At 69.3% G+C, this 25998-nt stretch carries 27 protein-coding genes; 14 read left to right on the forward strand and 13 right to left on the reverse strand.

From position 1 onward, the window contains the following. Positions 1 to 39: 39 nt before the first annotated feature. Positions 40 to 441 (forward strand): DoxX family protein, encoded by a 402-nt coding sequence (locus QUE68_RS21680; RefSeq protein WP_284228340.1) that lies wholly within the window; start codon positions 40 to 42, stop codon positions 439 to 441. On the opposite strand, the gene QUE68_RS21685 is transcribed toward QUE68_RS21680, so the two are convergent. Together QUE68_RS21685 and QUE68_RS21690 are read right to left on the reverse strand one after the other, a co-directional pair. Next, positions 438 to 3695: an ATP-dependent helicase gene (locus QUE68_RS21685; RefSeq protein WP_286274425.1), complete on the reverse strand. Its 3258-nt coding sequence runs from the start codon at positions 3693 to 3695 to the stop codon at positions 438 to 440. The genes QUE68_RS21680 and QUE68_RS21685 overlap by 4 nt on opposite strands. Next, positions 3692 to 6823 carry an ATP-dependent helicase gene (locus QUE68_RS21690; RefSeq protein ID WP_286274426.1) on the reverse strand — a complete coding sequence of 1044 codons (3132 nt, stop codon included), beginning with the start codon at positions 6821 to 6823 and terminating at the stop codon, positions 3692 to 3694. Before QUE68_RS21690 ends, QUE68_RS21685 begins: the two co-directional genes overlap by 4 nt. A gap of 99 nt (positions 6824 to 6922) precedes the next feature. Here QUE68_RS21690 and QUE68_RS21695 point away from each other — a divergent pair, with 99 nt between their 5' ends. Next, positions 6923 to 7705 (forward strand): alpha/beta fold hydrolase, encoded by a 783-nt coding sequence (locus QUE68_RS21695; protein WP_286274427.1) that lies wholly within the window; start codon positions 6923 to 6925, stop codon positions 7703 to 7705. Between the two features lie 2 nt (positions 7706 to 7707). After that, positions 7708 to 8004 carry an MGMT family protein gene (locus QUE68_RS21700; protein ID WP_286274428.1) on the forward strand — a complete coding sequence of 99 codons (297 nt, stop codon included), beginning with the start codon at positions 7708 to 7710 and terminating at the stop codon, positions 8002 to 8004. On the opposite strand, the gene QUE68_RS21705 is transcribed toward QUE68_RS21700, so the two are convergent. From QUE68_RS21705 to QUE68_RS21715, 3 genes are all read right to left on the reverse strand, one after another. After that, the gene (locus QUE68_RS21705) at positions 8001 to 8855 is read right to left on the reverse strand and encodes a TIGR02569 family protein (RefSeq protein ID WP_284228345.1); all 855 of its coding nucleotides are present in this window, start codon (positions 8853 to 8855) and stop codon (positions 8001 to 8003) included. The genes QUE68_RS21700 and QUE68_RS21705 overlap by 4 nt on opposite strands. A 36-nt stretch (positions 8856 to 8891) precedes the next feature. After that, positions 8892 to 10070 (reverse strand): adenylyltransferase/sulfurtransferase MoeZ, encoded by a 1179-nt coding sequence (gene moeZ / locus QUE68_RS21710; protein ID WP_284228346.1) that lies wholly within the window; start codon positions 10068 to 10070, stop codon positions 8892 to 8894. A 202-nt stretch (positions 10071 to 10272) separates the two neighbouring features. Continuing rightward, positions 10273 to 11337: a DUF3152 domain-containing protein gene (locus tag QUE68_RS21715; RefSeq protein ID WP_454786292.1), complete on the reverse strand. Its 1065-nt coding sequence runs from the start codon at positions 11335 to 11337 to the stop codon at positions 10273 to 10275. Positions 11338 to 11518: 181 nt separating this feature from the next. Here QUE68_RS21715 and QUE68_RS21720 point away from each other — a divergent pair, with 181 nt between their 5' ends. Next, complete coding sequence (locus QUE68_RS21720) at positions 11519 to 12190, forward strand: TetR/AcrR family transcriptional regulator (protein ID WP_284228347.1); 672 nt, start codon at positions 11519 to 11521, stop codon at positions 12188 to 12190. Here the strand turns inward: QUE68_RS21720 and QUE68_RS21725 are convergent. Continuing rightward, positions 12187 to 12447 carry a DUF3107 domain-containing protein gene (locus QUE68_RS21725; RefSeq protein WP_284228348.1) on the reverse strand — a complete coding sequence of 87 codons (261 nt, stop codon included), beginning with the start codon at positions 12445 to 12447 and terminating at the stop codon, positions 12187 to 12189. The two genes, QUE68_RS21720 and QUE68_RS21725, sit on opposite strands and share 4 nt — an antisense overlap. A gap of 243 nt (positions 12448 to 12690) precedes the next feature. On the opposite strand from QUE68_RS21725, the gene QUE68_RS21730 reads away from it, so the two are divergent. After that, entirely contained in the window at positions 12691 to 13533 is an 843-nt protein-coding gene (locus QUE68_RS21730) for an MmpS family transport accessory protein (protein ID WP_286274429.1), read from the forward strand. Positions 13534 to 13545: 12 nt separating this feature from the next. On the opposite strand, the gene QUE68_RS21735 is transcribed toward QUE68_RS21730, so the two are convergent. Continuing rightward, the gene (locus QUE68_RS21735; RefSeq protein WP_286274430.1) at positions 13546 to 14256 is read right to left on the reverse strand and encodes a ferritin-like fold-containing protein; all 711 of its coding nucleotides are present in this window, start codon (positions 14254 to 14256) and stop codon (positions 13546 to 13548) included. A 246-nt stretch (positions 14257 to 14502) separates the two neighbouring features. Here QUE68_RS21735 and QUE68_RS21740 point away from each other — a divergent pair, with 246 nt between their 5' ends. Both QUE68_RS21740 and QUE68_RS21745 read left to right on the forward strand, forming a co-directional pair. Further along, positions 14503 to 16080, forward strand: coding sequence for a DEAD/DEAH box helicase (locus tag QUE68_RS21740; RefSeq protein ID WP_286274431.1), 1578 nt, complete (start codon positions 14503 to 14505; stop codon positions 16078 to 16080). 32 nt (positions 16081 to 16112) lie between these two features. After that, on the forward strand, positions 16113 to 17348 hold the full coding sequence (locus QUE68_RS21745) for an Rv3212 family protein (protein ID WP_286274433.1): 1236 nt from the start codon (positions 16113 to 16115) through the stop codon (positions 17346 to 17348). Here QUE68_RS21745 and QUE68_RS21750 read toward each other — a convergent pair whose 3' ends face one another. Beyond that, entirely contained in the window at positions 17349 to 18143 is a 795-nt protein-coding gene (locus tag QUE68_RS21750) for a ParA family protein (protein WP_284228354.1), read from the reverse strand. It lies immediately after the preceding gene. Positions 18144 to 18201: 58 nt separating this feature from the next. Between QUE68_RS21750 and QUE68_RS21755 the strand changes: the two genes are divergently transcribed. From QUE68_RS21755 to QUE68_RS21765, 3 genes are read left to right on the forward strand one after another with little or no spacing between them, the layout of a single operon-like run. Then, a complete protein-coding gene (locus tag QUE68_RS21755; RefSeq protein WP_286274434.1) occupies positions 18202 to 18813 on the forward strand; it encodes an acid phosphatase in 612 nt (203 codons plus the stop codon). Further along, positions 18810 to 19904 carry an isochorismate synthase gene (locus tag QUE68_RS21760; RefSeq protein ID WP_286274435.1) on the forward strand — a complete coding sequence of 365 codons (1095 nt, stop codon included), beginning with the start codon at positions 18810 to 18812 and terminating at the stop codon, positions 19902 to 19904. The genes QUE68_RS21755 and QUE68_RS21760 overlap by 4 nt, the downstream gene beginning before the upstream one ends. Next, complete coding sequence (locus QUE68_RS21765) at positions 19901 to 20383, forward strand: GNAT family N-acetyltransferase (RefSeq protein ID WP_286274436.1); 483 nt, start codon at positions 19901 to 19903, stop codon at positions 20381 to 20383. The genes QUE68_RS21760 and QUE68_RS21765 overlap by 4 nt, the downstream gene beginning before the upstream one ends. Here the strand turns inward: QUE68_RS21765 and QUE68_RS21770 are convergent. Next, on the reverse strand, positions 20335 to 20799 hold the full coding sequence (locus tag QUE68_RS21770) for a hypothetical protein (protein ID WP_455012382.1): 465 nt from the start codon (positions 20797 to 20799) through the stop codon (positions 20335 to 20337). The two genes, QUE68_RS21765 and QUE68_RS21770, sit on opposite strands and share 49 nt — an antisense overlap. A 19-nt stretch (positions 20800 to 20818) precedes the next feature. On the opposite strand from QUE68_RS21770, the gene QUE68_RS21775 reads away from it, so the two are divergent. Further along, complete coding sequence (locus tag QUE68_RS21775; RefSeq protein ID WP_284228359.1) at positions 20819 to 21778, forward strand: diacylglycerol/lipid kinase family protein; 960 nt, start codon at positions 20819 to 20821, stop codon at positions 21776 to 21778. A 246-nt stretch (positions 21779 to 22024) separates the two neighbouring features. After that, on the forward strand, positions 22025 to 22279 hold the full coding sequence (gene whiB1 / locus QUE68_RS21780) for a transcriptional regulator WhiB1 (RefSeq protein WP_079923542.1): 255 nt from the start codon (positions 22025 to 22027) through the stop codon (positions 22277 to 22279). A 101-nt stretch (positions 22280 to 22380) separates the two neighbouring features. Here the strand turns inward: whiB1 and QUE68_RS21785 are convergent, their stop codons facing one another. After that, positions 22381 to 23880, reverse strand: a complete 1500-nt coding sequence (locus QUE68_RS21785) for a sensor histidine kinase (RefSeq protein ID WP_284228360.1) — start codon at positions 23878 to 23880, stop codon at positions 22381 to 22383. Positions 23881 to 23903: 23 nt separating this feature from the next. Continuing rightward, the gene (locus QUE68_RS21790; RefSeq protein WP_284228361.1) at positions 23904 to 24119 is read right to left on the reverse strand and encodes a biotin/lipoyl-binding carrier protein; all 216 of its coding nucleotides are present in this window, start codon (positions 24117 to 24119) and stop codon (positions 23904 to 23906) included. Between the two features lie 148 nt (positions 24120 to 24267). Here QUE68_RS21790 and QUE68_RS29680 point away from each other — a divergent pair, with 148 nt between their 5' ends. Continuing rightward, on the forward strand, positions 24268 to 24360 hold the full coding sequence (locus tag QUE68_RS29680) for a 50S ribosomal protein bL37 (protein ID WP_372510120.1): 93 nt from the start codon (positions 24268 to 24270) through the stop codon (positions 24358 to 24360). On the opposite strand, the gene rsrA is transcribed toward QUE68_RS29680, so the two are convergent. Further along, positions 24357 to 24668 carry a mycothiol system anti-sigma-R factor gene (gene rsrA, locus QUE68_RS21795; RefSeq protein ID WP_284228362.1) on the reverse strand — a complete coding sequence of 104 codons (312 nt, stop codon included), beginning with the start codon at positions 24666 to 24668 and terminating at the stop codon, positions 24357 to 24359. The two genes, QUE68_RS29680 and rsrA, sit on opposite strands and share 4 nt — an antisense overlap. Beyond that, entirely contained in the window at positions 24665 to 25294 is a 630-nt protein-coding gene (locus QUE68_RS21800; RefSeq protein WP_284228363.1) for a sigma-70 family RNA polymerase sigma factor, read from the reverse strand. Before QUE68_RS21800 ends, rsrA begins: the two co-directional genes overlap by 4 nt. 210 nt (positions 25295 to 25504) lie before the next feature. On the opposite strand from QUE68_RS21800, the gene QUE68_RS21805 reads away from it, so the two are divergent. Next, entirely contained in the window at positions 25505 to 25996 is a 492-nt protein-coding gene (locus QUE68_RS21805; protein WP_284228364.1) for an aminoacyl-tRNA deacylase, read from the forward strand. The last annotated feature ends 2 nt before the right edge of the window (positions 25997 to 25998 follow it).

The following is a 25998-nucleotide window of genomic DNA, read 5'->3' on the forward strand; positions in this document are numbered from 1 at the left end:
CCATCGTCCGCCCAACTCGCCGCACAGCACAATGTAACCATGACGTCCCTGACAGCAGCATCCGACAAGGCATCCAACGCGGCCACGGCGCAGCGAATGGGGGCGATGCTGGTGGGCATGGGCGTGCTCCACTTCGTGGCTCCCAAGCCGTTCGACACGATCGTGCCCGCCGAACTGCCAGGCAGCGCCCGGTTCTACACCCTGGCCTCCGGCGTCGCCGAGGCGGCGACCGGTGCGCTGCTGCTCACCCCGCGCACCCGCCGCATCGGGGCGCTCGCGGCGATCGCGCTCTACCTCGCCGTGTTCCCGGCGAACATCAACTCCGTCCGGGTGCTGTGGAACAAGGGGTGGGCCGCGCGCATCGGCACGATCGCCCGGCTGCCGCTGCAGATCCCGATGATCACCAGGGCGCTCAGGGTGTACCGCAACACTCCTCACTAGGCGACCTTCAGTAGCTCGGCCAGTTCGGCGGCACCGGGCAGGGCGTCGGGTTCCACCGTTTGGCCGCTGCGCACGTAGTGGAACACTGCGCGCACCGAGTCGGGCGACACGCCTGCCGTCGCGGCCCAGGCCAGGCGGTAGACGGCGAGCTGAATGGCGTTGTGTTGCAACGCCTCCGGCGTGGCAGGCGGATCACCGGTCTTCCAGTCGACGACGGTGACGCTGCCGTCGCCCTCGGCGAACACCGCGTCGATCCGGCCGCGGACGACCGTGCCGCCGACCATGATGTCGAACGGCACCTCGACGTCGATGGGACTCCTCGCGGCCCACGACGACACCGCGAACGCCTCCTGTAGTTCGGCGAGGCGCTCGGCCTCGACGCGTCCGAGTTCACCGTCCACCGCTCCCGGCAGGTCATCGAGATCGAACAACCGCTCGGCGTGGAAGAACCGCTGCACCCAGTCGTGGAAGGCCGTGCCGAGCAGCGCCTGCGGGTCGGGGCGGACGGGCAGACGACGCTGCAGCCGCTCCAGCGCACCGGTGCGGTTGCGACCGAGGTCGACCAGCGCGCTCACCGACAGGTGCGGCGGCAGAACGGGTGTCGGCCGTGCGAGGGCGCGCGCCCGTTCGGCGAGGAGGGCATCGACGTCGGTCGTCCAACCTTCGACGTCCCCGTCCCCCGTCGCCTCGGGCGACGGTCCGGCTGCCATCGCCGCGGCCACCAGATGGGCCCCGCGGTCGACGTGTGCGCGACCGCCACCGGACGGGTCGACCGGCCACGACCGCTCGATCACGACGTCGCGCAGCGGGTTCACGTCGCCGTCGGCGGGAGCAGGGGCCCAGTGCTCGACGACTCCGCACGGATCCCTCGCGGCAGCAGCCCGGTCGATCACGTCCTTGATCTCGACGAGGAAGTCCGACGGTCCGCGAGGTTTCGACTCCGTGGCGCCCCAGTGATGCCCGGACAGCAGCAAGGTGTCCTCGGCGCGGGTGAGAGCGACGTACAGCAGTCGGCGCTCCTCGTCGGTGCGGCGCTGATCCAGAGTCTTGCGGTGGGCGGCGATCTTGTCGCCCAGCGCCTTTCGATCGTTGACGTCGGAGGTGTCGAGCACGGGTACGCCGTGTTCGGACACCGAGACGCGGTCACCCCGCAGCAGCGGCGGCAGGTCCCCGGCGTCGGTGAGCCACGTCCTCGCCGAGCCCGTTGACGGGAACACCCGACCGCTCAGATGCGGTACGGCGACGACCTGCCATTCCAGACCCTTGGCAGCGTGGACCGTCAAGATCTGCACGCGCTCCTTCGACACGGTGAGCTCTGCCGGCGCCAGGCCGTTCTCCACCTCCATCGCGGCGTCCAGGAACGCGAGCAGTCCGGCGACCGACGCCGAGGGTCTGGCCGCGAACTCGGCGACGACGTCGGAGAACGCGTCGAGATGTTCGGTGCCACACCACCCGGCCGAAACCGTCTGCGCGGCCCGGACTTCGGCGTCGATACCGAGCATCCACCTGATCTCGCCCACCAGGTCGGGCAAGGGGTGGTGCAGCTGGGCGCGCAGCGCCGTCAACTCACGGCAGAGCGCGACGATCCGCTGGTAGCCGGCGGGTGAGTACCGGTCGGGACGGCCCGGGTCGCAGATGGCGTCGGCCAGGCATGCCCTGTCGGCGTCGGGCCCGGCGGTCGCGACGATGTGTGCAGTCGACGATCTGTCCACGCTGGACTTCGCGGCGGCGTCGAGTTCCACCGCGCGGCGCCACAGCGCGGTCACGTCGGCGGCACCCAGCCGCCAGCGCGGGCCGGTCAGCACGCGCATCGCGGCGGAGCCCGCGGTCGGGTCGGCGGTCAGGCGCAGCATCGCCACGACATCGGCCACCTCGGCCACCGACAGCAGACCGGAGAGTCCTACCACCTCCACCGGTACGCCACGGGCGGTGAGCGCCTCGGCGATCGGCGCGGCGTCCGCGTTGCGACGGACCAGCACGGCTGTCGTGGGCACGTCGGCTCCCGACTCGAGGGCGCCATGGTAGATCCCCGCCAAGTGGTCGGCGAGCCAATTCCTCTCGACGCCAACGTCGTTGAGGAGCCCGCACCGGATGGTTCCGGGCTGCGCCCCCGGGCGGGGCAGCAGCTCGCGGACGGCCACCGAACGGCGCCGCGCCTCGGCCGAGACCGCATTGGCGAGCCGCAGCGCGCGCGGCGGGTTGCGCCAGCTGGTGCGCAGTTCCAATGTCGGCGCAGGGGTGCCGTCGGACAGGCAGAAGTCGGTGGTGAACCGGGGCAGGTTGGTCGCCGAGGCGCCGCGCCAGCCATAGATCGATTGGATCGGATCACCCACGGCCGTCAGCGCCAGGTCGTCGTCGACACCGCCCCCGAACAACGACGACAGCGCCACCCGCTGGGCGTGCCCGGTGTCCTGATACTCGTCGAGGAGCACCACCCGATAGCGTTGGCGCAGTTGCTCACCGACCTGAGGGAACGTGACGGCAAGTCGGGCCGCCGCCGCCATCTGCATGCCGAAGTCCATGACGTTCTCGGCGCGCATCCGGTCGTGCAGGGCGTCGATCAGCGGGACGAGCTCGGTGCGCTCGGTCTGAGTGGCCAGCATCTTCAGCAGTGCCTGACTGGGCCCGGAATCACGCTGCCGGGGACCGGCGGGCAGGGTGTGCACCAACCGTTCGAGTTCGACGTGCGTGTCGCGCAACTGATCGGTGTCGACGAGGTGTTCGGCCAGCTGACCCGCCAGACGCAACACCATCGCCGTGACGGTGGCCGGGGACTTCTCGGTTCGCATCTCTGCGGGGTGGTCGCATACCACGCGAAAGGCCAACTGCCACAGCTCCGTTGCGCCGATCAGTCGGCTCGACGGCTCCACCGGAAGCAGCAGCCCGTGCTCACGCAGCAGCGTGCCCGCAAATGCGTGATAGGTCCCGATCGACGGATGCTCGTCCACGTCGGCCCGGTCGCCGGGAACCAGCCCCGCTCCCGAGAGCCGGGCCAGCCTGGTACGTACCCGCCGCAGCAGCTGACCAGCCGCCTTGCGGGTGAACGTCAGGCCGAGCACCTCACCGGGTCGGGCGTACCCGTTGGCGACGAGCCAGACGACGCGGGCGGCCATCGTCTCGGTCTTGCCCGCCCCCGCGCCGGCGATCACGACCAATGGGCCCGGTGGCGCAGCGATCACGGCGGCCTGCTCATCGGTGGGCGCGAAGAGACCGAGCGCCTCGGCCAGGTCGAACGGGCTGTAGCGGTCGGTCACGAGCGTCCTCCCGACGCGGCCTGGGCGGGACACATCGCGCGCACCGGGCAGTGCGCGCAGCCGTCGTTGACGCGGGCCACGAACTTCGGGCCCTGCGTAGCGCCCGCGGCCTGCCGGACCCGATCGCGCCACTCGTCGCGACCGTCGAACGTCATCGGGTTCTGGTCGCGTTCGGTGGCACCCGCCGCACCGATCTTGCCGAGGTACACCAGCCGACCGCCGCCGGCTTCGTCACCCTGGGGCAGAACGCCTTCGGCGATCGCGAGCTGGTACATGGCGAGCTGAGCGTGCCGCTGCGCATCGTCCTTGCTGACCGGACTCTTGCCGGTCTTGACGTCGACGACGACGAGCCTGCCCTCGGCGTCGCGCTCCAACCTGTCGACGCGGCCGCGGACCCGCACGCCCGGCTGGCCGGCATCCGCGGCTGCCACGACCCCGTCGACGTCGACCTCGGTGCCCACCTCGGTGAGCTCGTGGCGCGTCCTGGCCCGCCACTCGAGGAACGCGGTCAGCATCATCCGGTGGCGATCCAGTTCGTTCGCCGCATGCCATTGAGCGTCGAAGGGCAGTCCCGCCCATACCGATTCGAGCTCCGCCAGCATCTGCCCCTCGGTCTTGAGCGGATCGGATACCAACGCGTGCACCAGGGTCCCGAGCGCGGAGCGCACGTCACGGCCATCGCTGCCGCCGTGACGTTCCAGCAACCAGCGCAGCGGGCAGTCGGCGAGCGTCTGCACGGTGGAGGGGGACAGCGTCACGACGTGCCCGTCGTCGGCCCACAGCGGCTGCTCGGTCGACGCGGTGGTGGTGGCATACCATTGGGCCGGCGCGGACCCCGGCACCCCCGCCTCGGCCAACCGGGCCAATTGCGCTGCAGCACAGGCACGCACCGCGTCCTCGACCGCACCCTCGGGCGCACACGCCACCGCGCGCAACCTGCCCACCACTGCGGACGGCGCAAGCACTCGCGGCGCGCGGAGCGGCTCGGCGTTCTCATCGGGACGCTCCGTCGCCAACGCCATCAGCTCGTCACAGAACGGCGAGGGCAGCATCGCGTCGTCACCCTGGTCTCCGTCGACGGCGGTCACCAGCACGCGCGTGCGCGCCCGGCCGAGCGCGGCGATCAACAGCCGGCGCTCCTCGGCGAGCAGCGGCGCCCGGGTGGAGGTGCCGTCGGCGATACCGTCGAGAACGTCCACCAGCTGCTGGGTGGCGAGCACTCCCCCGCGCGGAACGACGTTGGGCCACAACCCTTCCTGAAGTCCCGCGATCACGACGAAGTCCCATTCGCGGCCGAGGGCGCCATGCGCCGAGAGCAGGGTGACCGCCTCACCGGGGCGAGCGGTCCCGCCGTCGGCCGGGGGCAGCACCATCGCCCGGACGTGGTCGACGACGCCGGTCAGCGAGGCCCCCGTGGTGTGGGTGACGTACTGCTCGGCGACGTCGAACAGCGCCGTGACGCCGTCGAGGTCGCGGCCTGCCTGGACCCCGACGGTCCCGGTCCGCTCGGCCAACGTCAGCCACCGCCGCTGCAACCCGGTGTGATGCCACGCCTGCCACAGCGTGAACCGGGGATCCGACCCGTCGGCGTCGCTGCGGCGCGCCGCGGCCAGCACCTTGCGAACGCGCTTGAGAGCCCTGGCCAATTGGTCGGGCACGTCACCGCCGACGGGTAGGTCGGGATCGAGGGCATCGACGAGCAGGGCTCCGAACTCGCGCGGCGGGTGGTCGGAGTCCGCGCGGCGCAGGGTGCGTCGCAACTGCCGCAGCGACACCGGGTCCACCCGGCCGATCGGCCCAGTCAGCAGCGTCAGGGCGCGGTCGCCGTCGAGACCGTCGGCGATGACGTCGAGCACCGTCAGCAGTGCGGCCACCGCCGGTTGCCCGGCCAGCGGACCCGTCGACGCCTGCTGGTCGACGGGGACCCCCGCGGCGGTCAGCGCCCGCGTGAGCGCGGCTCCGGCGCGCGGCACCGACCGGACGATGACCGCCATCTGCGACCACGGCACGCCGTCGACGAGGTGTGCCCGACGCAAGGCGTCGGCGATCGCGGAGGATTCGGCCCGTTCGGACGCAGTGATGCGCACTGCCAGCGACCCCGCGCGATCATTGGCGGCGGTCAGGCTCCTGGCGTCGTCGACCCCCGGTAGCCGCGTGGCGAGTCCGGTGACGGCTCGCGCGACGGCGGAGGCGCAGCGGTGCGACTCGGTGAGGATGACCGTGGGGTGGTCACCGTCGCCGAGCAGCGCGGGATCGGCACCGCGGTAGCCGAACACCGACTGGTTCGGATCGCCGGCGATCAGCGCGAGGTCGGCGCCCGCCGCCAGCACCCGTACCAGCAGCGCGGCCTGAGGGTCGAGGTTCTGCGCGTCGTCGACCAGGAGCAGACGAATTCGGCCCCGCTCGGCGGCCAGCAGGTCGGGGTCGGCGGCGAAGGCCTCGAGGGCAGCGCCGACCAACTCGGCTGCCCCCAGCGCGGGGACGGTGGCCTGCGGTGCCGCCATGCCGACCGCCGAGCGGAGCAGCATGACCTGCTCGTACACCTGCGCGAACCGACCCGCCGCCACCCACTCGTCCCGCCCCGCCCGGCGGCCGATGCGTTGCAGCGCAGCGGGTTCCACACCGCGCTCGGTACAGCGCGCCAAGAGATCGCGCAGCTCGTTGGCGAACCCGACCGTGCCCAGCGCCGGCATCAGATGCCGGGGCCACCGCACCGAGGCGTCGGCGCCGTCTTCGAGATCGCCAGCGAGCAGCTCGCGGATGATGCCGTCCTGCTCGGCGCTGGTGATCAACCGTGGCGGCGGATCGCCGTTGCGCTGCGCGGCCAGCTTGAGCACCGCGAAGGCGTACGAGTGGACGGTGCGGATCATCGGTTCGCGCACCGCGCAGCGCCTGGGCCCGCCCAGCAGCGCCGCCGTCACCGTGGCGCGGGCCAGTGCGCTGAGCTTCGCCGAACCGGTCAGCAACAGAACGGATTCCGGATCGGTCCCGGCGGCGATGCGCTGCGCCGCGGTGTCGACGAGCAGCGTGCTCTTCCCCGTGCCAGGCCCACCGACCACGCGCACGGTGCCACGGAGACCGGGGTCGGTCAGCGCGGTGGGCGACAGTGCGGTTCGCGGTGAGGGCATGACGACATGTCACCACGGGGGTACGACATTCGGTGGGCAGGAGCGGAGCGACGGGGGGAGGTCACAGCCGCGTCGGGCGCAGCTGGCAGCATCGACGACGTGAACGACGTCCTGAACATACGGCGCTTCGGCCCGCAGAAGCCGGCGCAGATCCTGTTGATCCACGGCCTCACCGGACACGGCCAGCGCTGGGAGACCCTTGCCACGCAACACCTGCCGGAGTACGCGATCCGTGCGCCCGACCTGATCGGGCACGGCCGGTCGACGTGGGCGGCACCGTGGACCATCGACGCCAACGTGGCGGCGCTGGCCGGCCTCCTCGATGCCGAGGCGCAGGGTCCCGTCTGGGTCGTCGGACACTCGTTCGGCGGTGCGCTCGCGCTGAACTTGGCGTCCGCCCGGCCCGAGCTGGTGGCGGGCCTGGTGTTGCTCGACCCCGCGGTGGGCCTCGACGGCGACTGGATGCGCGAGATCGCCGACGCGATGCTGGCCTCCCCCGACTTCGCCGACCGCGCCGAGGCCCGGGCCGACAAGACGTCGGGTTCCTGGGGTGAGGTCGAGGCCTCGGAATTGGAACGCGAGCTCGACGAGCACCTCGTCGACCTGCCGAACGGCCGGGTCGGCTGGCGGATCGGCGTTCCCGCCATGATGTCCTACTGGAGCGAGTTGGCACGCCCGATCACGCTGCCGCGCAAGGGAACACCGACCACCCTCGTCCGAGCCACTCGAACCACTCCCGCCTACGCCTCCGTCGAACTCATCGCGGCGCTCGGCGCTCGATTGGAGGACGACTTCAGCCTGGTGGACTTCGACTGCGATCACATGGTGGCGCAGGCCCGACCCGAGGAGACCGCGGCCCTGATCCGCGAGCGGGTGGGCTAGGGGTGGCCGCGATCACCGACGCACAGGTGGAGACGGTCCGCGCACTGGTGGCGTCGATACCGTCGGGGAAGGTCTCCACCTACGGCGACATCGCGGACGCGGCGCGACTCTCCAGCCCCCGCATCGTCGCGTGGATCATGCGGACGGATTCCTCCGACCTGCCGTGGCACCGGGTGATCAGGTCATCGGGCCGGCCCGCGCCGCACCTCGAGACGCGCCAGTTGGAACTCCTGCGGGCCGAGGGCGTGCTCGCCGCGGACGGCCGCGTGGCCCTCTGCGAGGTCCGCCACGCGTTCTAGAGGATCAGCCGCACCAGCGCGGCGGTGCGGGCGAGACCCGGGAACGCCGCCGCCGTCGAGCGCGGATGCAGTGCGTGCACTGCCAAACGGAACATCAAGGCCCGCAACAACATCTGCGGCCATTCCGGCAGCGGCGCCCAGCGCTCGACCAGACCATCGTCGGCCTCACCCCAGGCCAGCGCATCGACCACCACGACGCCCGCAGCCCACGACGCCGGCCGCCAGTAGGGCGTGATGTCGGTGATCCCCGGCGCCGCGGTGCCGGCGAAGAGCACCGTGCCGTACAGGTCACCGTGGACCAGCTGGCTGGGGCCGCGCGTCGGACGTCGCAGCGCGGCCAGCTGGGCGATCAACTCCACCGAGCGCTGTCCGTCCGCACCTCCCGGCGCCACCATGGCACCGGGCGGCAGCGAATGCAGCGGTCGCTCCTCCCACGCGGCGCGGTCGGCGGCGATGAAGACGTCGACGTCCGACCACGGCGATCCTGGCGGCTGCGTCAGGAATCGTGGGCGTTCCAGCTTGGCGGTGGCTTCGTGCAAGCGGACCGCTGCCGAGACGACCTCGTCGTGCCGCGGTTCCGGCGTCCCGGTGACGAACGTGTCGGCGCGCCACCCGGCGACGACGTAGCGACCGTCGGTCGAGCGGACCGGGCGCGCCAACCGCACCCCGTCGACGAACAGCGTCTCTCGGACCTTCGCCGACCAGGCCGCACGCGCGTGGTCGGCGACCATCGAGAGCACGACCTCACCGCAGCGCCAGCCGCCCTCCCAGCTCGAACCCAGGGGTACGGGCCGGACACCCGTCAGACCGAACGCCGCCAGCACGTGTTCAGGCGGCATGTCGGCACTCACGGGCTCAGCCTAAGGTGTGCCCCCGCCGACGAGCCGTCAGTACATGACCATGTCGGGTTCGAGTTGCCGCGCCCACGCGACGATCCCACCCTGCAGGTGCAGTGCATCGGCGAACCCGGCCTTCTTCACCGCGGCCAACGCCTCGGCGGAGCGAATGCCGGTCTTGCAGTACAGGACGGGCGTGCGATCGTGCGGCAACCTGGTGAGCCCGTCGCCGGACTCGATGAGGGACTTGGGGATCAACTCGGCCCCGTCGATGTGGTTGATGTCCCATTCGACCGGCTCGCGGACGTCGATCAACGCTACCTTGCGACCCGAGTCGAGCATGTCGCGCAGCTCGCGGGGGGTGACGGTGGAATCGGCGGCCGCCTCGGCTGCCTCGTCGGACACCACGCCGCAGAACGCCTCGTAGTCGATCAGCTCGGTGATCTTCGGCGTCGCGGGGTCCTTGCGGATCTTGATGGTGCGGTACGTCATGTCCAGCGCGTCGTAGACCATCAGCCTGCCGAGCAGTGGATCGCCGATACCCGTCAGCAGCTTGATGGCCTCCGTGCCCATCACCGACGCGATCGAGGCGCAGAGAATGCCGAGCACACCGCCCTCGGCGCACGACGGGACCATCCCCGGTGGTGGCGGTTCTGGATACAGGTCGCGGTAATTCAGCCCAAGTCCGTTCGGCGCGTCCTCCCAGAACACCGACACCTGACCTTCGAAGCGGTAGATCGAACCCCACACGTACGGCTTGCCCGCCAGGACTGCCGCGTCATTGACCAAATAGCGGGTGGCGAAGTTGTCGGTGCCGTCCAGGATCAGGTCGTACTGCTCGAACAGCTCGATGGCGTTGTCGGGCTCGAGCCGGACCTCGTGCAAGCGCACATCGACCAGCGGATTGATCTCCTTGATCGAGTCCTTGGCGCTCTCGGCCTTCGAGCGACCGATGTCGGACTGCCCGTGAATGATCTGCCGTTGCAGATTGGACTCGTCGACGACGTCGAATTCGACGATGCCGATGGTTCCGACGCCCGCCGCGGCCAGGTAGAGCAGTGCCGGCGAGCCGAGCCCACCTGCGCCGATGACCAGCACGCGGGCGTTCTTCAGACGTTTCTGACCGTCGACGCCGAGGTCGGGAATGATCAGATGGCGGCTGTAGCGCGAAACCTCTTCGCGCGTCAGCTCGGCCGCGGGCTCAACCAGCGGCGGTAGCGGTGTTGACACCGGGTCGCTCCTCGAATCGACGTGGGACCTCGTGACGATCACACCAGGTCCACTCATTCAACGGCAATGCCGCTGGTTCCCTTCCCGGCGGGTCGGCGGGCCTTGGGCGGGCGCGAGCGTGCGCAGACTCCGATTTCGACACGGCGTGTCGCCCGCAGACACGCCCGCTCGCGGAGAGGGGGAAGGAGGAAGGGGGGCGGGGTTAGGCGATCGGGTATGGCCAGGGGTTGAACCGGCACACCTTGCCGTCGGGCTGCACCGACTCGGGGTCGAACCGCGCGTCGTCGTCGTTACTGGTCGAGAAGGTCTGCTGCATCATCACCGGGGCCAGCGCACCGTTCTCGGCGCACGGCTCGTGCTTCTGGTAGCCGATGGCATGCCCGACCTCGTGGTTGATCAGGTACTGACGGTAGGAACCGATGTCGCCCTGGAAGGGCACGGCGCCGCGGACCCAGCGGGCCTCGTTGACGAGCACCCGCGACTGGTCGCCCCCATAGGCCGGGTTGTAGCACGACGCCTCGAGCGGGATGTCGTAACCGCATCCCTCGCGCACCGTCATGGGCGAGGTGAGCGAGACGCGGAAATCCGGCACCTGCGCAGGGTCGTCGATACGGGTGAACGCGATCTGCGGGTTGTGCGTCCAGCTCTTCGGGTTGGTCAGTGTCTCGCTGACCATCCGGGCGAAGGCCTCGTCACCACCGACGGACGTGGTGTCGACGCCGTCCTCGACCTCGACGGTGTAGGTGAACGACTTCGTCGTACCCTCGCCGACCTTCGGTGACGTGCCGGGCACGATGTGCCAGGTCCTGGCTCCGGCTTCGGTGAAGGGGCCACCCGCAGGCAGGATGCCCGTTGGCAGATTCGCGTCGAACTGCGTCATGCCCTTGGGCGGGGCGCCGATGATCGCCGTGCTCGCCACCCCGATCGTGGGTGGGCCCTGCACCGGGCCCTCGGCGGCCACCGGCTCGGAGGGGGTCGTGGCGCCCGTCAGCGTCTGGTAGACGACGAGCACCGTGATGACCGCCAGAACGGGGAGGGCGTAGGCCCGCCAGCCATAGGTCGACACGAATCGGCCCAGCCAGGACTGCTTGCGCCACTGCTGATGCTCGTCGCGATTGGCTCGCGGTCGGCCGCCGTCCTCGGCCAGCGGGTCGCGCTGCGCGCGCAGGGGTTCCCTCCACTCGCTGCGCAGCACGGGCTGACGACCGCCGCCTACGAAATTCCCGTCGCTGCGCTCGCCCCGGCGACGCCCCGGGTCGTAGGTCACCGAACCAGAATGGCACAGCACGGGCCGCGACCCACTCTTGGCGCGCCACCGCACGCGACCTCAGATGACGCGTCGCCTCGGTGAGCGGTAGTAGTGTCGATCCGATGAACGGCCGGATGGGCTGGTTCACATAGCAACGGGCCGCCCCGGCCCGAGGTACCAAAAGCCAGATTGAGGACTGATGAGCGACATCGCCAACACCGCCGAGAGGAAGGGTCAACCAGCGAGCGAAACCGTTGCGACCGGCGGGAATCGGCGTGGCAACCGCTTGCCACGCGACGAGCGGCGCGGCCAGTTGCTCGTCGCGGCCAGCGAGATCTTCGTCGACCGCGGCTATCACGCCGCGGGCATGGACGAGATCGCCGACCGGGCAGGTGTGAGCAAACCGGTTCTCTATCAACACTTCTCGTCGAAGCTCGAGTTGTACCTCGCGGTCCTGGAGCGGCACGTCGACAACCTGGTGTCCGGGGTGCGGCAGGCACTGCGGACCACCACCGACAACCGGCAGCGGTTGCGTGCAGCAGTTGGCGCGTTCTTCGACTTCATCGAGCACGACGGCCAGGGTTACCGCCTGATCTTCGAGAACGACTACGTCACCGAACCTCAGGTGTCGGCTCAGGTGAAGGTGGCCACGGAGGCCTGCACCGACGCGGTGTTCGAACTGATCAGCAGTGATTCCGGGCTGGAGGCGCACCGAGCCAGGATGATCGCCGTCGGGCTGGTCTCGACGAGTGTCGACTGCGCGCGCTACTGGCTGAACTCCGACCGGCCGATCTCGAAGGACGCCGCGGTCGACGGCACGGTGCAGTTCGCCTGGGGCGGACTGTCACACGTGCCGCTGACCCGTTTCTAGCTGAGCTTGTCCGCGACGGCGGCAGCCGTGGCGCCGATACCGAATCCGACCCGCCTGTGGTCGGCTGCGCCGATCTCCACGTAGGCGATCCGCGTGTTCTGCACCAGGAAGCGGCGGCCCTTCTCGTCGGTGAGCGCGAGGACGCCGGAGTCCTGGCCCAGTGCCGCAACCACCAACTCCTCCACCTCGGCGGGCGTTTGCACGCTCTGCAGCACCAGCTCGCGCGGACTGTCGGTGACGCCGATCTTGACCTCCACGTGAACCCTTTCCTTCGATTGTCGTTCTCTTCAGAAGGCTAGTGGACGTCGCCGACCGCGCGCGCCGGCGGTCGTGCCACTTCGCGGACAGCGAAGCGGGGAGCGGGTTCGAGAACCGCCTGCAGACCCGCGACCCAACCGAGTCCGGACCGTGACCCGACCGGCCGCGCGTCAACCTCGTGCGTCACTTCAGCCTCGTTAGCATCGCTGAAAAGGACATCAAACGACGCACGGGATAGCGGTATGGACAGGTACTCAACGTATTCGAGGACATCGACGACGGCGCGCAACGCGGGCTCGACGGACGGCCGCGGCACGCGACGGACCGGCGGCTACACCGATGTCGAGACCGACAACGAGACCGACGTCGTCGACGGTGGCGCGGCCTACCGACGCCGCCCCGAAACCTCCTACGGAGCCGCCGACTACGACGTCCGCGACTACGACGCGTACGAGGCCTACGGCGACGCCGACGATGACGACGACATCTACGAGTACGAAGACCCCATCGACCGCCGGTGGATCTGGGTCGCGGGCGTCGCGGGCGCGATCCTGCTGATCGCGGTCATCTGCACCGTGGTGATCCTCGGCGGGGGCGACAGCGGCTCGGTGTCCAAGACCATCGCCGCCACCACGCCCACCACGGCGGCCCAGGACGCCGTCACGACCGCTCCACCCGCGATGACGTCCGTGGCGCCGCCGCCCGCACCGCTGGCGCCGCTGTCCCCCGAGACGGTCACCACGATCGCGCCGAGCCCGAGCGCCAGCGTCCTCAGCCCCGCCCCCGCCGCTCCGGCCGAGGTCGCGCCCCTGTCGCCGCGGACCGTCACCTATCAGGTCACCGGCAGCCGACCACTCCTCGACCTGGTCACGATCGTCTACACCGATGCGCAGGGGGCCCTGCAGACGGAGTTCAACGCCGCCCTGCCATGGTCGCGGACCGTCACGCTGGACCCCGGCGTGGAGCTGAAGTCGGTCATCGCCACCAGCCTGACCGGTCAGCTCAACTGCGCGGTCACCGATGCGAGCGGCGCGACGATCGTCGCCCAGACCACCAACTCGATGATCGCCACCTGTACCAAGTAGCGACGCCCGGGGTCAGGCGACGAGTCCGAGCTCCCGGACCCGGGCCTGGTGCGTCTTCTGCAGGCGATCGAAGAACTCCGACAAGCGACCTAGACCGTCGCCGCTGGACACCACCAGATCCACCAGCTCGTCATGCTCCGCGAGCACGTACTGGGCCTGGGTGATGGCCTCGCCCAGCAGCCGTCGCGACCATAGGGCGAGACGGTGGCGCTGCTTCTCGCTGGCGCGGATCGCGGCCTTGACCTCCGCTACGACGAATTGGGAGTGACCCGTCTCGGCGAGCACCCCGCGCACGACGCCAGCCGCGTCGTCGGGCAACGCGTCGGCGATCTCCAGATAGAAGTCGGCCGCCAGCGCGTCGCCGATGTAGGTCTTGACCAACGCCTCCAGCCAGGTGCTCGGCGTGGTCAGACGGTGGTAGTTCTCCAGTGCGGACGCGTATTTCGTCATCACCGCGACGACGTCGACACCCCGCTTGGTCAGGGCGTCACGCAGGAGCTCGTAATGGTTCATCTCGGCGGCGGCCATGCTGGCGAGGTTGATGCGGCCGGCCAGATTGGGCGCCATCCGCGCCTCGTCGGCGAGCCGATAGAACGCGGCCACCTCGCCGTAGGCCAGGACCGCGAAGAGTTGGGTGATGCCCGGGTGCTCGACCGACACCCCACCCCCGGCCGAGGGGTTCACCGTCTGCTCGGTCGGGACCGCTGGCTGCGTCGGGGTCATGGGCCAACTCTAGACGCGATCGAGCACCTCGACCGGCGCGGCGAGGGGCCAGCGGACCCCACCAGCTATGATGGAAGCGGAAGTGGCACGTCTTTAATCCGCCACTGCCAAGAAATGTGCGTACACAGTGTGTCGACCGGTTGGCCCGCTTCTCGTGAAGCCGAGGCTCCCGACGCTCTTTCGTCGAACTCGTGTGCGCGTGTGGACGCCGCGAGATTGACAAACGAAAGGTTACGTCGGCAACGCATGACTGAAATCACCACGAACACCACCGATTCCTTGACCCCGGACATCGACGTGATCGTCGAAGCGCCCGAGGCCGCTCCCCTGACCACCACGTTCGCCGAGCTCGGCGTGCGCGAGGAGATCGTCCGCGCACTGGCCGAGGGCGGTATCGAACACACCTTCGCGATCCAGGAACTCACGCTGCCGCTCGCCCTGACCGGCAACGACCTGATCGGGCAGGCCCGCACCGGCATGGGCAAGACCTTCGCCTTCGGCGTTCCCCTGCTGCACCGCATCGTCACCGACGAGACGCGTCCGCTCACGGGAATCCCCCGCGCGCTGATCGTCGTGCCCACCCGCGAGCTCTGCCTGCAGGTCTACGACGACCTCGCCAACGCCGCGAAATACCTCGAGGTGGGCGATCGCAAGCTGTCGGTCACCTCCATCTACGGCGGACGTCCGTACGAGGCGCAGATCGAAGCGCTGGAGAAGGGTGTCGACGTCGTCGTCGGCACGCCGGGCCGTCTGCTGGACCTTGCGCAGCAGGGTCGCCTGCAGCTGGGCGGGCTGTCGGTGCTGGTGCTCGACGAGGCCGACGAGATGCTCGACCTGGGCTTCCTGCCCGATATCGAGCGCATCCTCAAGCAGATCCCGACCGACCGGCAGGCGATGCTGTTCTCGGCGACCATGCCCGACCCGATCATCACGCTGGCCCGCACGTTCATGAACCAGCCGACGCACATCCGTGCCGAGGCACCGCACTCCGCGGCCACCCACGAGAACACCAAGCAGCACGCCTTCCGCGCCCACGCCCTCGACAAGGTCGAGATGGTGGCACGCATCCTGCAGGCCGACGGGCGCGGCGCGACGATGATCTTCACCCGCACCAAGCGCACCGCCCAGAAGGTCGCCGACGAGCTCGTCGAGCGCGGCTTCAAGGTCGGCGCCGTCCACGGTGACCTCGGCCAGGCGGCCCGCGAAAAGGCGCTCAAGGGTTTCCGCAACGGTGACGTCGACGTGCTGGTCGCCACCGACGTCGCGGCCCGCGGCATCGACATCGATGACATCACCCACGTGATCAACTACCAGATCCCCGAGGACGAGCAGGCCTACGTGCACCGCATCGGCCGCACGGGCCGCGCGGGCAAGACCGGTATCGCCGTCACCCTCGTCGACTGGGACGAACTCCCCCGCTGGACGATGATCGACAAGGCGCTGGGACTCGACAATCCCGATCCCGTCGAGACCTACTCGAACTCGCCGCACCTGCACGCCGAACTCAACATCCCCACCGACGCCACCGGATCCATCGGCAAGGCCACCCGCTCCACGGAGCCCCGGGACCGGCCGAAGCGCGAATCGCGAGAGGGCGACAAGCGCGACGGCGACCGGCCTGCCCGCAGCCGGGACCGTAGCCGCCAGCGCACCCGCGGCGGCAGTACGGGCACCGGACACGTGGAAGGCACCGAGGCCAGCCCGGTCGACAATGCACCCGTCGACGCCGAGGGCGCGCCCGCCGGCGACGGCACCGGGCCCGCCAAGCGCCGCCGGAGGCGCCGTCGTCCCAACTCGAACTCCGCCGCTCCGGCGGCCGGCTGAACGAGGCAGCCACACGCCCGATGGTCAAACGCGTGTCACTACCCCGGTCGCTTCGATCCTGCCCACCGGAACGTCGCACCAGGGGCGACCTGGTCGCAGCCGCCGCCATCGTCGTCGCCATCGCCGTCGCAGCGGGACTGATCTGGTGGAGCAGTGACGCGCGGGCGACCATCAGTAGGCCTGCCGCGCAACCGGTTCCCGCGCTAAACGCCGCCCGGAACGTGCCTTTGGCGCTGCGCGAACTGTGGACGGCGCCGAGCCCCAAGACCAGCCGACCCGTTCTGGCGGGCGGCGCCGTCGTGACCGGTGACGGCAGTCAGGTCGACGGCCGCGACCCGACGACCGGCGCCGTGCTCTGGAGCTACGCCCGCGACGTGGATCTGTGCGGTGTGACCTCGGTGTACAACGACGCCGTCGCGGTGTACCCGGACGACCGCGGCTGCGGCCAGGTGACGACGATCGACGGCCAGACCGGCCGCCGCCACTACTCTCGCACCGCCTTCGCCGACCCGCAGGTGACGCTGTCGACGGACGGTTCCACGGTGCTCTCGACCGGGGCCAGCCGACTGGAGCTATGGCGCTCGGACATGGTCCGCATGATCAGCTACGGCGCGTTGGACGCCAGGATCAAACCCGACGTTCCCGCGCAGCCCCTGTGCCGCATGGTGTCCGCGGGCGCGAATTCCTCGGCGGTATCGGTACTGCAGGCGTGTCCAGGTCAGGCGGATCTGCGTTTGGCTCTCCTCGTTCCCGCCGACGAGGAGGACGAGCCCACCACCAAGATCGTTCAGCTACCGGGGGTGCCCGCCGACGCCGATGCCCGGGTGATCGCCGTCTCCGACACCACGACCGCCATCTACCTTCCGACGCCGAAACCCGTGGTCAACATCATCGACGACACCGGGGCCACCATCGCCAGCACGGCCATGCCGGTGCCGGCGTCCCCGGAAGCCACGGCGTCCCGCGCTGGCGACCTGGTCACGTGGTGGACCGGGTACGGCGTGATGGTCTTCGACACGAACGGTCTGCGGTACCGCTATTCGGTCTCCGCGGTCGGCCAGCAGGTACCCGTTGGCCCGGCCACGCTCATGGCGGGCAAGCTCCTGGTGCCCGTCACCACGGGCTATGACGTGTTCGAGCCGGCCACAGGGGCCGGCGCCTTCCACGTCGACGTCGCGCGCCCACCGTCGACGGACGCGGTGGTGCCGGCAGTGGCGGGGTCGACACTGCTGGAGCAGCGCGGCGGCTCGCTGGTGGCGTTGGGCTGACTACACGTCCGGGGCATACGTCGGCAGGGCCTTGCCCGACTTCCAGTACTTCATCAGCGCCGCAGCGAGTTCACGATAGGCCATGGCGCCCTTGTTCTTTCGTCCCGCGAGCACCGACGATCCCGACGCACTTGCCTCGGCGAATCGCACCGTCCGCGGGATGGGCGGTGACAGCACCACCAGCCCGTAGCGATCGGCGACGTCGAGTAGCACGTCGCGGCTGTGCGTCGTGCGCGAGTCGTAGAGGGTCGGGAGCGCCCCGAGCATGTGCAGGTCGGCGTTGGTGATCTGCTGGACGTCGTCGACCGTCCGCAGGAACTGGCCGACGCCACGGTGCGCCAACGTCTCGCACTGCAGCGGCACGATCACGTCGTTCGCGGCCGTCAGCCCGTTGAGGGTGAGCACGCCTAGCGACGGCGGGCAGTCGATGATCACGACGTCAAACTTGTCCGCCACCTTGGCCAGGGCCCGCTTCAGGGCGTATTCGCGGCCCGCCCGCATCAACAGCATCGCCTCGGCGCCCGCGAGGTCGATGTTGGCGGGCATCAGGGTCATTCCCTCGATCGTCTCCACCAGCGCCGTATCCGGTTCCACGTCGCCGAGGAGCACCTCGTGGATCGACACCGCCAACTTGTCGGGATCCTGGCCGAGGGAGAACGTCAGACAGCCCTGCGGGTCCAGGTCGACGAGCAGCACCCGCTGGCCGTTCTCCGCCATCGCCGCGCCCAGCGACGCCACCGTGGTCGTCTTGGCGACCCCGCCCTTTTGATTGGCGACCGCCAGCACTCGCGTCATGTGCCAATCCTGGCATGCGCGCGGAGCATCGCGTCCGCCACGAGGCAGAATCGCCGGGGTGGGTTCCGAACGGCACCGCCTCGTACTGCTCCGACACGGTGAGACCGAGTGGTCGAAGACGGGTCAGCACACCAGTCGCACCGAACTCGACCTCACCGACGAGGGCCGCGAACAGGCCCGGCTGGCGACCGACGCGATCGCCAACCTGCAGCTGGACGACCCGTTCGTGATCAGCAGCCCCCGACACCGCGCGCTGGTCACGGCCGACCTGGCCTCCTTGAAGGTCGACGAGGTGTCCGACCTCCTCGCCGAATGGGATTACGGGGACTACGAGGGCACCACCACCGACGACATCCGCAAGGCAGTGCCCGATTGGCTGGTGTGGACCCATGGCTGCCCCGGCGGCGAGACGGTCGCTCAGGTCTCCCAGCGTGCCGACGCGGCCATCGCGATGGCACTGGGGCACATGACGGCGCGGGACGTGGTGTTCGTCGGACACGGCCACTTCTCGCGTTCGGTGCTGACCCGCTGGATCGAGCAGCCGCTGTACGAGGGCATTCGGTTCTCCATGGCCGCCGCGTCGCTCGGGGTGTGCGGTTACGAGCACGGCGTCCGTCAGATCACCGCACTCGGCCTCTCGGGACACGTCAACCCCTGCCTTCCGCGTTGACCCTCGAGCCCTCCTTCCTGCTGGCCGGACGCGACGGTGTCGTCATCGCCGATGGTGTGGGCACGGCGTACCCCCGGCTCAGTGACGCACAGGCGGCGCTAGCGTCGGGTGAGGCGCCAATCATCCTCGGCGCCTTGCCCTTCGACGTCACGCAACCAACCGCCCTGATGCGGCCCGGTCGCGTCCGGTTCACCGACGCGTTGCCCGAGTGGACACCGGGGACCATGCCCACCGTGCGCATCGCCGAGACCGTGCCCGTGCCCGCCGAACACCGGGCCCGCATCGCCATGGCGCTCGAGCGGTTGCGCGATCCCGACTCGGCACTGCACAAGGTGGTGCTCGCCCGGGCGCTGAGACTCGTCGCAGACGACGCCCTCGACGTGCCGTCGATCCTCGCGCGATTGGCCGAAGACCGCACGGCCACGACGTATTTCGTGGACCTCGGCGCCGCGGGCGGCCAGCACACGGGCACCGCGCTGATCGGCGCCAGTCCCGAGCTGCTGGTGGCCCGCCGCGGCGACGTGCTGACGTGCCGCCCGTTCGCGGGATCGGCGCCGCGCGCGGTGGACCCCGCGGAGGATCTGGCCAACGGTGCGGCGCTGGCAGACTCGGCGAAGAACCTGCACGAGCATCGACTGGTGGTCGACCAGATGCGGGCCGCGCTGCAGCCGCTGTGCGCCGACGTGGACATCGCGCCGACGCCGGAGCTCAGCAGCACGTCCGCGGTGTGGCACCTGAGCACCCCGATCAAAGGCCGGCTCCGCGAAACATCCACCACCGCACTGGATCTCGCCGTCGCTCTGCACCCCACCGCGGCCGTCGGCGGTGTGCCCACCGCCGACGCCGTCGACCTGATCGGGGCCCTCGAGGGCGATCGGGGGTTCTACGCCGGGGCCGTCGGGTGGTGCGACGGCAACGGTGACGGCCAATGGGTGGTGTCCATCCGCTGCGCCGAACTCTCCGCCGACCGCCGCACGGCGGTGGCCAGGTCCGGTGGCGGTATCGTCGCCGAATCCGATCCCGATGACGAAGTGGCCGAGACCAATACGAAGTTCAGAACCATCCTGACCGCGCTGGGAGTGAGCCCATGACCATGAACATCCGACGGGCCCGGCCCGGTGACGAGACCGAGCTGGTCGCCATGGTGCGCGAACTGGCCGAATTCGAGCATGCGGCGCAAGAGTGCACGGTCACCGCAGACCAGATGCGCCAGGCGCTGTTCGGCGAGCCGGCCACGGTCCACGCGTATCTCGCCGAGATCGACGGTGAGCCGGCAGCGATTGCGCTGTGGTTCTACAACTTCTCCACCTGGGACGGCGTGGCGGGCATCTACCTGGAGGACCTCTTCGTCAGACCGGCCTTCCGCCGGCACGGTCTGGCTCGCGCACTGCTGTCGACGCTGGCCCGCGAATGCGTCACCAAGAACTACACCCGGCTCACGTGGGCCGTGCTGGACTGGAACTCGAACGCGATCGCGCTGTACGACTCCGTCGGCGGGCGACCGCAGACGGAGTGGATCACCTACCGCGTGTCCGGCGACGAGTTGTCGGCGCTCGCCGAAGAATCCTGACCGAGCCATTCCACGGCCGACGGACTGAACAGCAGCACCAGGGCGGCGGCCGCGACGATGGCGACGGGCACGCCGTAGGACCACTGCCCCGAGCCCACCGCGATGTACCAGGCCACCGGCAGAAGTAGCAGTTGCGCGAACACCGCGATGCCGCGCCCCCAGCGCCTGCCCGTCCACAGGGCCCACCCGGCCGTGAGCAGGACGGCGCCCATGATGACGAACCAGCCTGCGGTGCCGTACCCGCTGATCGCCTTCTCGTGCGCGCCGCCGAGCGCCCGGACGACCAGGACCACCGCGACGACGACCAGCGCGATGCCCTCCAGTCCCACGACGGCGGCCGCCTGGCGGACGGTGGATGGCGAGGGCACGATCACACCGTCGAGCGTAGAGCGCCGCCGCTGGGAGGTGCACGGCATGCCGATAGGCTCAAGACCCGTGCGTGCCGTCCTCATCGTGAATCCCAACGCCACGTCGACCACGCCCTCGGGGCGCGACCTGCTCGCGCACGCACTGGAGAGCCGCGTGAAGCTGACCGTCGCGCACACCGACCACCGCGGCCACGCGATCGAGATCGCCAGGACCGCGGCCCGCGACGGCGTGGACGTGGTGATCGTGCACGGTGGCGACGGGACGGTGAACGAGGTCGTCAACGGAATCCTCGGCGACTGCGGCCATCCCCCGCCCAAGCGTGCGCCGGCGATCTCGGTGGTGCCTGGCGGATCGGCCAACGTCTTCGCCCGCGCGCTAGGCATCAGCCCCGACCCCACCGACGCCACCAATCAGCTCGTCGACCTGCTCGGCGCCTATCGCCGCGGGATGAAGTGGCGTCGCATCGGGCTGATGGACTGCGGCGACCGCTGGGGCGTCTTCACCGCGGGGATGGGTGTCGACGGTGACGTCGTGGCCGCCGTCGAGGCTCAGCGTGCGAAGGGGCGCAAGGTCACCGCGTCCCGGTACATGCGGGTGGCGACGCAGACCATGCTCGCCAGCACCCGCAAGGCACCGACCCTGACCTTGGAACTTCCCGACCGCGAACCGGTGGCGGGCGTGCACTTCGCGTTCGTGTCGAACTCCAGTCCGTGGACCTACGCGAACACCCGGCCGGTCTGGACCAACCCGGGGACGACCTTCGAGACCGGCCTCGGGGTGTTCGCCACGACGAGCATGAACGTGTGGGCCAATCTGGGCCTGGTGCGCCAGATGTTGTCGAAGAATCCGCGTCTCGAGGCCAAGCATCTGGTGCGCGAGGACGACGTTCCGTGGGTGCGGGTGACCGCCGACACACCCGTGGGCTGTCAGATCGACGGAGATTACGTCGGGCAGCGCGAAAGGATGACGTTCACGTCGGTGCGGGACGCACTCGCCGTGGTGGCACCTCCGAGGAAATCGCCCTGACCTGGCATTTGGCTGTGAAGTGCCGGAATTTAGGGCGCGAGTGATCCAAGTGTAGTACAAACAGATGAGGGGATCGCCAACGCGGTCCGGCAGTGACATTGCCCACGTGTTAACGCGCCTCTATTGACATCTGTTCAGCCTGTGGAAGCATCGATTGCAACAGTGCAGAAACATTTGACGTGCACGCGTTAACAGCCGAAGAAAAGCTCGTGCGCCTTGCTGCGCACACGAAGAGGAGTTGTAGCTATGGATTGGCGGCACAAGGCGGTCTGTCGTGACGAAGACCCGGAACTGTTCTTCCCGGTGGGAAACAGCGGTCCGGCGCTCGCGCAAATCGCTGACGCAAAGATCGTGTGCAACCGTTGCCCCGTCACCACGGAGTGCCTGAGCTGGGCGTTGGAGTCCGGCCAGGACGCTGGCGTCTGGGGCGGCATGAGCGAGGACGAGCGTCGCGCGCTGAAGCGTCGCAACGCCCGGACGAAGGCGCGCACGGGCGTCTGACTCCCTTTCACAGCAGAATTCACGGCCTCGGCAATTTGCCGGGGCCGTGATTCTTTGTGTGCGCCGACGGCGGCGGCGTTTCCTTCGGATTTATGGACGCATTACTGCGGGGAACGGCCACGCCGCCCGATCGGGACCCGCAATACGACGTCGGTGCCGCCGGTCGGCACGGCGTGCATGCCCAGCGACCCGTCCAACTCCGCGGACACCAGGGTCCGAACGATCTGCAGGCCCAGGCTGTCCGACTTCTCCAGGCTGAACCCCTCGGGCAGTCCACGGCCGTCGTCGTGCACCACGACGTCCAGCCAACGGGCGGAACGCTCCGCTCGAATGGTGACGCTCCCGTTCTCGGATGCCGAGTCGTAGGCGTGCTCGATCGCGTTCTGCACGAGTTCTGTGATGACCATCACCAGCGCGGTAGCCCGATCCGCGTCGAGCACGCCGAGGTCGCCGACCCGATGGATCCGTACCGGTCTGCCCACGGACGCAACGTCATTCATGATGGGGACGATCCGGTCGACGACCTCGTCGAGGTTGACCACCTCGTCGACCGACATCGACAGCGCATCGTGCACGAGCGCGATCGACGACACCCGTCGCACCGACTCGATCAGCGCGTCCCGCCCCTCGGCGTTGTTCGTTCGTCTGGCTTGGAGCCGCAGCAGCGCCGCGACGGTCTGGAGATTGTTCTTCACGCGGTGGTGGATCTCGCGGATGGTCGCGTCCTTGGACAACAGCGCACGGTCACGGCGCTTGACCTCGGTGACGTCGCGGATGAGCACTGCCGCACCCGCGGGCTCACCGTCGACCACCATGGGCAGGGTTCGGAGCAGCACCGCCGCCCCGCCGGCGTCGACCTCCATGCGCATGCTCGACCCCCCCGCGAGCGAGTCACGCACGTGGTTGGCCAGTTCCTGCGCCTCGAAGGGGTCAGAGATCAGCGGCCGCGTCACGGTGACCAGATTGTGGCCTTCGAGCTCGGCGTTGAGTCCCATCCGGTGGTACGCCGAGATCGCGTTCGGGCTGGCGAAGCTCACGTGGCCGCCCACGTCGAGGCGGATGAAGCCGTCGCCCACCCGGGGGCTCGACCGGGACATCGCGAGGTCGCCGACGTTCGGGAAGGTGCCCTCCGAGAGCATGTGCAGCAGGTCGGCGGCACAGTCGAGGTAGGCCCGCTCCAACGGACTGGCCTTGCGCCGTTCGGCCAGGGCGTTCTGATGAGTCAGGACCGCGACGACGTGATTGCCGTGGCGGACGGGGACGGCTTCGACGTCGAGCCATCGACCCTCTGACGAGTTCGCTTGTCCCGCATCGTTTCCGCGGCCGATGTGGCCGGACTCGAAGGCCTCTACGACCAACGGTAGGTCGGCTGCGGCGTCGACCGTCCCGACCGCGTCGGCCAGCACCACGGTGGGCGCGGTGTTGGGCCGGATCTGCGCGACGCACACCAGCAAGCCGTCGTCGCGGCGTACCCACATCAGGTAGTCGGCGAAGGACAGATCGGCCAGGAGCTGCCATTCCCCCACCACGGCGTGCAGGTGGTCGACGGCAGTGCCGGGCAACATGGTGTGCTCGGCGAGCAGGTCACCGAGAGTCGACATGGTGGTGGCTGGAGGGCCGAACCCTAGCTGATCACGGCGATGAGGTCGCCGGCCTGGATGACGTCACCGACGGACACGTTGACCGTGGTGACCGTCCCTGCGACCTCGGCGAGGACGGGGATCTCCATCTTCATGGACTCCAGGAGCACGAGGGTCTCCCCCTCGCCGATCTGATCGCCTTCGCTCACCACGACCTCGAGCACACTGGCCACGATCTCAGCGCGAACGTCCTCGGCCATCTTCACCCCACTCGTCTCTGAGCGCCGCTCATCGAGACGGCACAACGCGGTGTCTGCGGTGTCTATCGAACCACACGGGCGGGATTGGAATGCAGTGGCGCGATCGTGAGAGGATGACGGGCAAGCAATTGACTCTTGGAGGACCATCATGGCCAAGCGTGGCCGTAAGAAGCGTGACCGCAAGCATACGAAGGCCAACCACGGCAAGCGCCCCAACTGCGGTTCGAAGGCAGTGCGCTAACGGCGGATGATGGTCGTGCGGCTGATCTCGACGAGCAGCCGCGCCCGCAGTGATTCAGGCGCCTTGTCGCCACTGCACTTGGTGGCGATGAGGCGCTTCACGCGTTCCTCGACCCCGTACTGGCGCAGGCACGTCGGGCATACCTCGAGGTGATGGCGTAGCTTGTCACGTGTTTCCGTGGTGCACTCGCCATCGAGCAGCGTCCATACCTCGGCGATCACCGATGCGCATTCGGGATGCGCGGGGTCGACCGGGCCGACCGGCGGACGGAACGTGTGTTCTTCGGGATGTGAGTAGTCGTCGGTCATGACGACACCTCCTCGGGCTCGTCGATCTGACCTCTGAGAAAACCGCGGTCCCGCGCGACGTCGGCCAACAGTTCACGGAGCTGCTTGCGGCCGCGGTGCAACCGGGACATCACCGTCCCGATCGGGGTGTCCATGATCTGCGCGATCTCCTTGTACGGGAAGCCTTCGACGTCGGCGTAGTACACCGCCATCCGAAATTCCTCCGGCAGCGCCTGAAGCGCGGCCTTGATCTCCGTATCGGGTAGCGCCTCCATCGCCTCCACCTCGGCGGAGCGTAGCCCCCTCGAGGTGTGCTGCGCGTTGGCCGCCAACTGCCAGTCGGTGATCTCGTCCGTCGGGTACTCGGCGGGCTGGCGCTGCTTCTTGCGGTAGCTGTTGATGTAGGTGTTCGTCAGGATCCGGTACAGCCATGCCTTGAGGTTGGTGCCCGCCCGGAACGAACGGAAGCCTGCGTACGCCTTGACCATCGTCTCCTGCAGGAGGTCTTCGGCGTCGGGAGGATTGCGGGTCATGCGCAGCGCGCCGCCGTACAGCTGGTCCAGCAGCGGTATCGCGTCGCGCTCGAACCGCGCCGTGAGCTCCGCGTCGGTTTCCACCGCGGGCGTCGCTCCGTCGAGATCAGTCATGTGAAGCGACACCGTCCCTTCTCTCGCGGCACCGGCGAACGAACCCGGCAAATTGGCCGGCCGTTCCAGGCATGGCGTTGGCACCGAGGTGTCTCCTTCCGTTGATCCTATCGGCTGGCACGACACGGTCGCCCTTCGACGCCCATTGCAGCAGAACAACAGCGCACGCATGCACGCTTGTTCCCCGGCGATCGCCACTATCGTGAGCCGATGGCCCGTGCCGCCACCCCCGCGATCGCCGCGCTCATCGCCGCGGGCGTGCCGCACGAGGTGCTCAGCTACCACCACGATCCACGCAACGAGTCGTTCGGCGCCGAGGCGGTCGCCCAGTTGGCGGCCAGCGCGGAGGTGACCGCCGACCAGGTCTTCAAGACACTGGTCATCGCCCTACCGCGGGGGCTGGCCGTCGCGGTGCTACCGGTCCCCCACCAGCTGTCGCTCAAGTCGGCGGCCGCCGCGCTCGGCGTGCCCAGGGCCGAGATGGCCGACCGCGCGGTGGCGCAGAAGTCGACCGGTTACGTCGTCGGCGGCATCTCGCCGCTGGGGCAACGCAAGCCCCTGCCGACCGTCCTCGACGACTCGGCGCTGACGTGGGACCGCGTGTTGTGCAGTGCGGGTAAGCGGGGTCTGCAGGTGGCGCTGGCCCCCGCCGATCTAATCCGTCTCACCGACGCGGTGACCGCCGACATCCTGGCGGTGTGACG

The organism is Mycolicibacterium sp. TUM20985, assembly GCF_030295745.1.
GTDB lineage: Bacteria > Actinomycetota > Actinomycetes > Mycobacteriales > Mycobacteriaceae > Mycobacterium.